This window comes from Candidatus Omnitrophota bacterium, assembly GCA_028716245.1.
Classification (GTDB): Bacteria; Omnitrophota; Gorgyraeia; order Gygaellales; family Profunditerraquicolaceae; genus UBA6249.
This window is the reverse complement of sequence record JAQUQW010000007.1, coordinates 25,155-33,533: the sequence shown is the minus strand read 5'-3', so window position 1 is coordinate 33,533 and position 8,379 is coordinate 25,155. Positions and strand designations below refer to the sequence as shown.

The window sequence follows — 8,379 nt, the reverse complement described above, 5'->3', positions numbered from 1 at the left end:
ATAGAGTAAAATCTTTAAGTAAGGAATTGGCAGGAACAACCTATTGGGTAAATGGATTTAAAGAGCTAAGGTTATGGCTAATTGACAGCGTTACCTTGGAGTTTGAAATTGTCACTGCGAATAACTTAGTTGCATTGGGGCTTTCAGATTGGATCATAAAATATGATGTAGAGAAGCTAAGCACTACTGGTAGGTTTATTCCAGGGTTTCACATATCTATTATTTCACCCAATAATGACGAACCAGTAGATTGGAATAATTGGAGTGGGGGAGAAACACAAAGACTTAGAATCGCTGGCGCAACAGCAATGGCGAGTCTGATAAGCAACAGAAAAGGCGTGTTTCCAGAAGTAGAGATATGGGATGAACCAACTACCCACCTATCTCCAGAGGGTGTAGACCACTTATTGGAGTGTTTACGTTCTAGGGCTGACAATAAACAGATATGGGTTGTTGACCATACAGGATTAGCTTATAGTGGATTCGATTATCAGTACCTTATAACAAAGAAAAATGGGGTAAGTAAATGGGCGGGGGAAGTAGAATCAGACTAAAGCTATATACAGAAGATATAGGGGATTCCTGGTTGTGGGATCATGTAGACGAAACCGAAGGAATTACACTAAGTCAATTTCACAAATTGAGGCATAAGTATGGCAAACACACACTTAAAAGTTCGTACTCTACCAAAGACGGCAATAATTGGTACAAATCATTAGAGGGTTCCAATGAAAAGAGAAAGACTAGGGGCGCCAACAGGAAAACCGAAGTGTTATCGGTGCGGAAAGACGGTAACAAGATCAGGCGATTGCGCTTGCACTGATAATGTGTGCCTAATACATGGCGATAGCTCAAAGATTCTACCATATTTTGATAATGGTGTGTTTGATTCAATCGTGAGTGACCCACCATATCCAGAAGTACCAAGGGAATACGGTAAGTTATCAGTGCTTGATTGGTTTAATTTGACTAATACTGTTATCTATAACTGCAAACGTACTTTGACTGAACGCGGCAGTTTAGTATTTATACTTCAACCAAATAGTGAAAAGTGCGGAAAGATGCGGTCTTGGATATGGGATTTTATGTCTAAATGGTCTAATGATTGGAACGTGGTTCAGGATATTTACTGGTTCAACATTGCACCATCTCCAACTGTACACATAAGCAGAAAGTATGGCTTACTGAAACCATCCATTAAGTATTGTGTATGGTTGGGTTCCCCTAATTGTTTCAGACAACAAGATGCGATTCTAATGGATATGAGCTTTGTTTCATTGAAAAAGGCTAGTGACTTCAGTCAAGCAAAAATGATGTCGCCAAGTGGGCTGCATTGTAAATCGAGGGCCTCTTTTTATCAAAGGGGTATTCAGTCTGGGGGTACTTGTCCCCCAAATGTTATAGTAGTAGCTAATTCAAATAGCCGTGATATCCCATCCACTTATGGGCACCCAGCAAGGACACCCAATTTTCTCGCTAATTGGCTGATTAGGTACATAACACCAAAGGGAGGAATTACAGTAGACCCTTTTTGTGGTTCAGGAACAATGTTATTTGAAGCAAGGAAACTTGGGGTAAGGGCTTTAGGAATTGAAGCCATAAAAAAGTATTGTGACATTTGTTCTGAGAGATTGGAGAGCATTAAATGGAAAGGATTAGGTTGCACACCCCACCAGAAAATGAGAAAGAAGCAGCAAACAGACGCATTGAAGGGAAGAGATATGCAATAGAGTGCTTGGAAAGTATTTCGGGTGAAACAAATGAGTTTATTAGGGGATTTTGGAGGGCCCTATTACGTGGAGTTCCAGACCTAAAGGGTGACGAGTTTGACGTTGAAAAGGCTATAAAAAAGATGGAGGGTAATAAGCCTATGACAAAAGAAGAGGCATATATTTTTGAGAAAACAGCTTGTTTTCCAATAGGCCCTTATGCTAGTGTAGAAGTATCCAATGTGCCAAAGCACCATGTTCTCGATTGGTGCGAAAGGATACTTCCATTTGCCCAAGAGCTAATGCGTTATAGAATGTCACAATCAGTGCGAACCAAACTGAACAAGGGAGAATAAAATGCTTTACATCATTACAATCTTTTGTCCGCCTTTGGGTGTTTTGTTCACTGGCAAGATTTTCCACTTTGCATTTAGTGCGATTCTACTTGTTGGTACCCTAGCGTTTCCCCCTATTGGTCTTTTCCTTTGGATTCACGCCCTGGCAGTGGTATCTAGCCACTATTCGGAAAAGAGGCAAAAGAAGTATTTTAACTTGAACAAGAAACTCCAAAAGAAAATACTAAAGGAAATGCGTAGATAGCGTACTATTGGTGAACACAATAAGTTAAAGGGAAAACACAATGGACGGTCTTTTCACCAAGTTACAGATTAAGAGTAAATCGACTAATGAACCTATTACCCTTAACGAAGATGGGTGTGATAGTTGCCCTTACAACCAACTCAAAATCTTATCGCCTAAAATGAAACCTACTGGGTCAAACAAACCAAGGATTTATATTCTCGGAGAAGCCCCAGGAAAAAACGAGGACCAACAGGGAAAGCAGTTTGTTGGGAAAGCTGGTCAAACATTAAGAGCATGTTTACCCTCTAATACACCCAAAGAGTGGATAAGATGGAACAATGTAGTTAGATGTTTCCCACCGGGTACTCCAACTAATAGAGCTTTATCCTGCTGCTTGAAGTATTTGATAGAGGACATAGAGCGAACTAAGCCAAAGGTGATTATAGGATTTGGCGCAATTCCATTACAAGCACTTCTAAAGGAAAACACCATAACAAATTGGAGGGGTAGACAAGTACCAATAAAAGTAGGCAATCACGCTTGCTGGTATTTCCCTTGTTTACACCCATCATACGTTAACAGAATGGGGCAAGATTACCTATATGATTGCTTCAAAAACGATATATGGGAAGCCATTGATAAGGTTGTAATGGGGATGGGAACACAATCCCCTATTATTCCAACAACAAGGGAGATTACATCCAACATTGCCACGTATGATGCGAAACGCGCTAAGCTCGGTGTCGAGAAGTTACAGAAGATTGTTCATGGGCATAGCCTATTAGCATTAGATATTGAAGCTAATACATTAAGACCATATCATAAAAAGTCCAAGATATTGAGCATTGCTTTCACAAATACAAATGATGAAACGATTGCCCTAGAGTGGTGCCCCATTGTAGCCGACCAAGTATATGACATATTGACAAAGCATAATGCAGGAATAATCATACACAACCTAGCCTACGAATTAGAGTGGTTCTACCATATATTCGATAGAGATAAGCGAATACTTTGGCGCAATTGGGAGGACACCCAAGCACAAGCATTTACACTAGATGAAAGAAAAAGGTGTCATTCCCTTGACTTTCTCACACTAGAATACTTTGGGTTCAGAATAAAGAGTGTGTATAACCTAAACAGGAAAAGGCTAGAGGGTTATTCTGTAAAAAGACTGCTCGAATATAACGGTCTTGACAGTAAATGGACAATGAAGCTGTATCACAAACAAAAGAACAAAATAGGGGGATCACTCTTTAAGCCCTATAGAATGTACGTTGACAGAACCCCAGCGCTGGTTTCGATGCAAGCCCAAGGATTAGATATTGACTTCAATAAGGTAGAACACCTAAGAAAAAAGTTTAATAAAGAACTATTGGTGGCAAAGAAGAAACTATCAAAAGTAGGACCCATCAAAAATCTGCAAATAACTACTGGAAAGCCGTTTAATCCATGTAGCCCAGCACAAGTAAGTAAGCTGTTTTACTCTATAGGTAGCCCTCTTCCAAACACAAGGGAAGAAACACTTGATAAATACAGAACCCATGAAGTATATGGTCCAATAATATCAGCCATATTGAAAGTTAGGGGGTATGAGAAGCTATTGAGCACTTACCTTAATAACCTAACTAGGGATAGTGCTCTAGTGTATCCAGACGGAAAGATACATACCCAGTACAATGGACTATTCGTTAGCACTGGTAGGCTATCCAGTGAAGAGCCCAATGTTCAGAATTTCCCAATTAGGAAACATCCAGAGATTAGGGAAGTTATAGTTGCTCCCAATGGTTGGAAACTACTAAAGGGCGACTACAAGCAAATAGAAGTTTGCGTGCTAGCTATGGCTTCAAAAGATCGAAAGCTAATTGACGCAATAACAAACGGGGTGGATATACATTGGGAAGAGGCAGACGCCCTAAGGAAAATATACCCTGGTATTTTAGACCATAAGATGGTACTAGGGGACAAAAAGAAACTACGTACTTTCGTCAAGAGTGAAATTGTGTTTGCGTCATTTTATGGTTCTTACCCTAAAAGTATTTCAAAGAGAATCGGTATACCAGACAAGTATCTAGTGCAGTGGCAATCGGGGTTCTGGGATAGGTATAAAGGGGTAAAACGCTGGCAAAGAGAAGTAAAGCATTTCTATGATGCTTACGGGTACATAGAAACACTAAATGGTCGGCGTCGTAGAATGCCACTAGAGCCCACCATATTGTTTAATTCCCCTATTCAAGGTAGTGCTTCTGACATCACCATAGCGGCTATGATCCGATTATGCAAGGCGGGTCATAGAGTTGTGCTAAACATACACGATGATTTAACTACCCTAATAGAAGATAGTCCTAATTACGGAGAAACCGTAGATGAAATAACCCAACTAATGCTTATGAGAAGTTTCGATTGGATGATTACCCCAATATCAGTTGAGCTTTCGATCGGCCAAGATTGGAATAATCTTGGTGTTATTGGAACCTATAGTTCGGAGGACTTTTAGATGCTTTGCCTTAGATTAAAACCGGGTGAGTCTATCGGTATCGGCCCTATTTGTATCAGAGTCTTTTCCACAAACAAAACAGCAGTTAGGGTTGGGATAGATGCTCCAAAGGATTATCCCATATACAGAATAATGAAAATCGTAAATGGACAATTAGTGGAAGTACCCAAACCAGACTGCGACAAGGTTTGCATAGTGGAAAAAGACGGAAACATAAGTGACCAGCAATCAGTGGACCATTTGCACCCCAGAAGTAAATACTCCAATGATGTAATCTAGTGCCACTGCCCAGCGTAGGTATGTATGCCTACAGTTTCATCTGTAGCGAATCTAAGGGGGGAATCTTCTAATTCCCCCCTTCTTTTATACTCTATTGGATAGAATACATCATTGGGCATTACACCTATATCAAAAAAGTTTTCCTTTGCTTCATTGTAGGCAAGGGTAAGTAGGGGCGGGCCAATGCTATTCCCCTTGTTTGGGTTAAAGTATTGGGGAATTAGCCTAATATAATGCTCTATAAGTGGGTGTTGAGGCACACAAGCGATTACACCATTACCCAGGTAGTCGCCTGTCCCGTTTTTAAACACTAATGCCTCTTTATCGTGTTTCTTTGCGTAATCAAGTAGGGTATCCAGTTTTTGCACTGGTATAAAATCAGTATCCAAGTAAATACCGCCCCACTTGAACAGAATGGACAGTCTTATTATGTCCGTTTGTTGAGCAATACAATAACACTTGGGTAATAACTCTAATAATTCTGGGTGTATTATTCTATGGGGTACTTGCTTCCAGAGTACATAATCCCAATTAGGATTAAAGTTTTTCCATTGGTTCATCCACTCTCTTTGCTCTTCTGGAATAGGCTTATCACCCAACCATATTTGGTGGATTTTCTTAGGGATACTGGCCACACTTTTATCCCCCATATTTTTATTGTGGTAGTATTCTTTCAGGAAACCATTCTGATAGTAGGTCAACCCATAGTATTTGCACCATCTAACGATTGCTTCGTGATGTAACTTATGGGCTCTTTGCCTATGCTTCCAATATTTGAGATTTGTCCTCTTGACACCACCAGGGTCTCTTACAACTACATTAGGTGTAAACCCTATTAGCAAGTTATTACGTTTTGCCCTAATAAAAAAGTCTACATGCTCCCCTACTTTTTGTCTCGAATCCCATCTACTTCTCTTCAAAGAGGACGTTCTCGCAATGAAGAAATTGGGCACGTAGTTGCCAATAGTTACACCATTTGCATCATATTCCTTTGCCCTTTGATATAGTATTTTACCATCATTATACAAAATACCAAATGGTGTCTTTCTACTATTCCTAATTGCGTCCCCAGCCAAAATGTCAAGATTATTCTCGTTAAACTTATTGTGCAAATACTCCAAATCGGTTCTGTCGGTTAGTATAAAGTCATCGTCCATTATGATTACATTACGAGTCTTTACCCTATCAATTAGGTAATTCCTACCATGCGCCAATCCTATATCATTGGGCAAATTATATGTAGTTACTTCAGACCTAAAATAGGGTTTTTCACTATCATCCGCAACAAGTATCTCAACATCGGGCCACCTATCGAGCAACTGGTCAATTAGTCTATTTAGTTCATTGTGTCTTTCGTATGACTTTATGATAATTGTAGTGTCATCATACCATTTTGGTTTCATTACATCTTTGGTATGCCTAACCTTATTTGGGTCAATAACACTTATTGCCCTATCCATCTGTTCTTTTGTCGGACTAATACCGAGAAAATCACACAATCTTGTCAAGGTGGCTTCTGTTTTTCTTACTAAAGTTTCCGCACCAATTCTAATATATGGGTATTTTGACCTTTTGAGAAATACCCTTTTCTTTGTGTGCAAAAACATTTGCACATTGGTTGCTTTCTCACTTGAGCAGTTTGGATGGGTTGGGTTCTCTGGAGTTGACCTATAGACCAAAGACCTTATAGAGTCTTCCAATGGTCGCGCTATGTCAACTATGATTAGGTTGTTATGGTCAATGTTTTCCATTAGTGCGCATAGAGTAGGGTATTTAACACCGACTTGTTTGTCCCCAGACTGTTTAATATGTTGGGTAATTACCTTATTGAGTATTGTATTGGTTTCGCATGGTGTTCTACTTGACCTAGTGCTTGGAAACCTAAACAACCCTTCAAGCACCAAGGCCAATGCTTGGCTTTCTCCGCCTTTGGTCTTTTTACCCATAAAGATGCCTAGCTCTTCCATTGCCATAGCTAGGGCAGAAGATAATGAGCAATGTAACCCAAGAACCACAATTAGTGGTTTTACTGTTGTATCAATCACCTTCCCATAAGTTATGCTCTTGAGTGTATCATCATTAAGTGTTTCCTTTGGGGTAATAGCACTTCTACTGAAAATGCGAGTATCAGGACAATGGGTTGTTTTTATGGTTCTACTTGTTCTGCCGCATCTAGTGCATTTATACCTATCTTTTTCTACTAAAACATAATTACATCTCATATCGTAATCTCCACGGAATCGGGTAAATCTTCAGAACCAATATATCTATCTAGGGTAAATGTACCTAAGCAAGAACCATATTCATCATATTCGTCTTGACTGCTTCTGTATCTAGCGTTGTATACAAAAGGGCCAACAATACTATACCCATACCCACTAACACTAAGATTGCCGTAATAAATCCCATTAGTCCCTACCCCAAGTAAAAACTCCAATGTCGCAGAATGTATAATACCCCTATATTCGTACTCCAAACCAGTAATATGTGCAATCCATCTATCATTAGTGTACCAGAAGTCATCTTGGTCACACTTTGGGTAGGCGGGTCTTTCTAGGGGATAAGTACCAGAAATATCTATGTAAACATATTCCTTATAAAAAGAATCCCAAATAACCAATGTTCCACTAATTGATAATTCTACTGATAACGGCCAATCTACACAACCACAATGGGCGTTTGCACTAAGGAATATGCTTTCATTTGTAAGGGTTTCGTACCACTTTGTTGGTTCTGAACCATGTGCACTAAACACTTCAATGGTGTCTGGATAATTCTCTCTAAACTCTTCATTGTACGATTTCAAAGACTCGTTTTTCTCCAGAGTGAACTGAAAATCCCCACACATGCGATCACCCTTAGTACCATTTATAGCATAATAAGTCTGTGGAACAAGCCAGTTATTGTATGCGTCATAATACCCAAACTTGTAAAAATATGCACCAATATAGTATTGACCACCATAACAATAAACCCTAACAAATATATGACCAGACTCTCCAAACTCTCCAAAGCCAGAAGAAATACCAGGGATAATATAGCCTCTTTGATCGGGGCAATTATCATAATAAGTAGGTGCCCAGTTACAACCACGCGAGTAACAGCCTGTATACCCCAAGTAGAATGTCCCGGATATGCAAGGATAAGCGTTTGATATGTCAAGAGAAACCCCCACGCAATCGGGCGTGTAATCGAGAAAGTGCGCACATGGGGGAGAACATGGATAAGCAAGGGGATCGTCATAAAAGGTTAGGTGAGCGTTACCTGGGCCATATCCCCTTACCAAGAACCCATTATCGACCAGCATTAAGG

General features: G+C 39.9%; 5 protein-coding genes. 3 read left to right on the top strand and 2 right to left on the bottom strand.

All coding sequences use genetic code 11. From position 1 onward, the window contains the following. The 3 genes from PHG87_07435 to PHG87_07425 all read left to right on the top strand — a co-directional run. A partial coding sequence (locus PHG87_07435) for a hypothetical protein (protein MDD5478007.1) occupies window positions 1-554 on the top strand: 554 nt, incomplete at its 5' end. 1,091 nt (window positions 555-1,645) lie between these two features. Further along, on the top strand, window positions 1,646-2,065 hold the full coding sequence (locus tag PHG87_07430; protein MDD5478006.1) for a hypothetical protein: 420 nt from the start codon (window positions 1,646-1,648) through the stop codon (window positions 2,063-2,065). 404 nt (window positions 2,066-2,469) lie between these two features. After that, complete coding sequence (locus tag PHG87_07425; protein ID MDD5478005.1) at window positions 2,470-4,788, top strand: DNA polymerase; 2,319 nt, start codon at window positions 2,470-2,472, stop codon at window positions 4,786-4,788. A 275-nt stretch (window positions 4,789-5,063) separates the two neighbouring features. Here PHG87_07425 and PHG87_07420 read toward each other — a convergent pair whose 3' ends face one another. Together PHG87_07420 and PHG87_07415 are read right to left on the bottom strand one after the other, a co-directional pair. Then, window positions 5,064-7,289: a glycosyltransferase gene (locus tag PHG87_07420; protein ID MDD5478004.1), complete on the bottom strand. Its 2,226-nt coding sequence runs from the start codon at window positions 7,287-7,289 to the stop codon at window positions 5,064-5,066. Next, window positions 7,286-8,374, bottom strand: coding sequence for a hypothetical protein (locus PHG87_07415; protein ID MDD5478003.1), 1,089 nt, complete (start codon window positions 8,372-8,374; stop codon window positions 7,286-7,288). Before PHG87_07415 ends, PHG87_07420 begins: the two co-directional genes overlap by 4 nt. Window positions 8,375-8,379: the final 5 nt, after the last annotated feature.

Excerpts from the sequence above, each read along its gene's own strand:
- PHG87_07430 (MDD5478006.1), top strand. The coding sequence starts at position 1,646 with ATGGAAAGGATTAGGTTGCACACCCCACCAGAAAATGAGAAAGAAGCA.
- PHG87_07425 (MDD5478005.1), top strand. The coding sequence starts at position 2,470 with ATGAAACCTACTGGGTCAAACAAACCAAGGATTTATATTCTCGGAGAA.
- PHG87_07420 (MDD5478004.1), bottom strand. The coding sequence starts at position 7,289 with ATGAGATGTAATTATGTTTTAGTAGAAAAAGATAGGTATAAATGCACT.
- PHG87_07415 (MDD5478003.1), bottom strand. The coding sequence starts at position 8,374 with ATGCTGGTCGATAATGGGTTCTTGGTAAGGGGATATGGCCCAGGTAAC.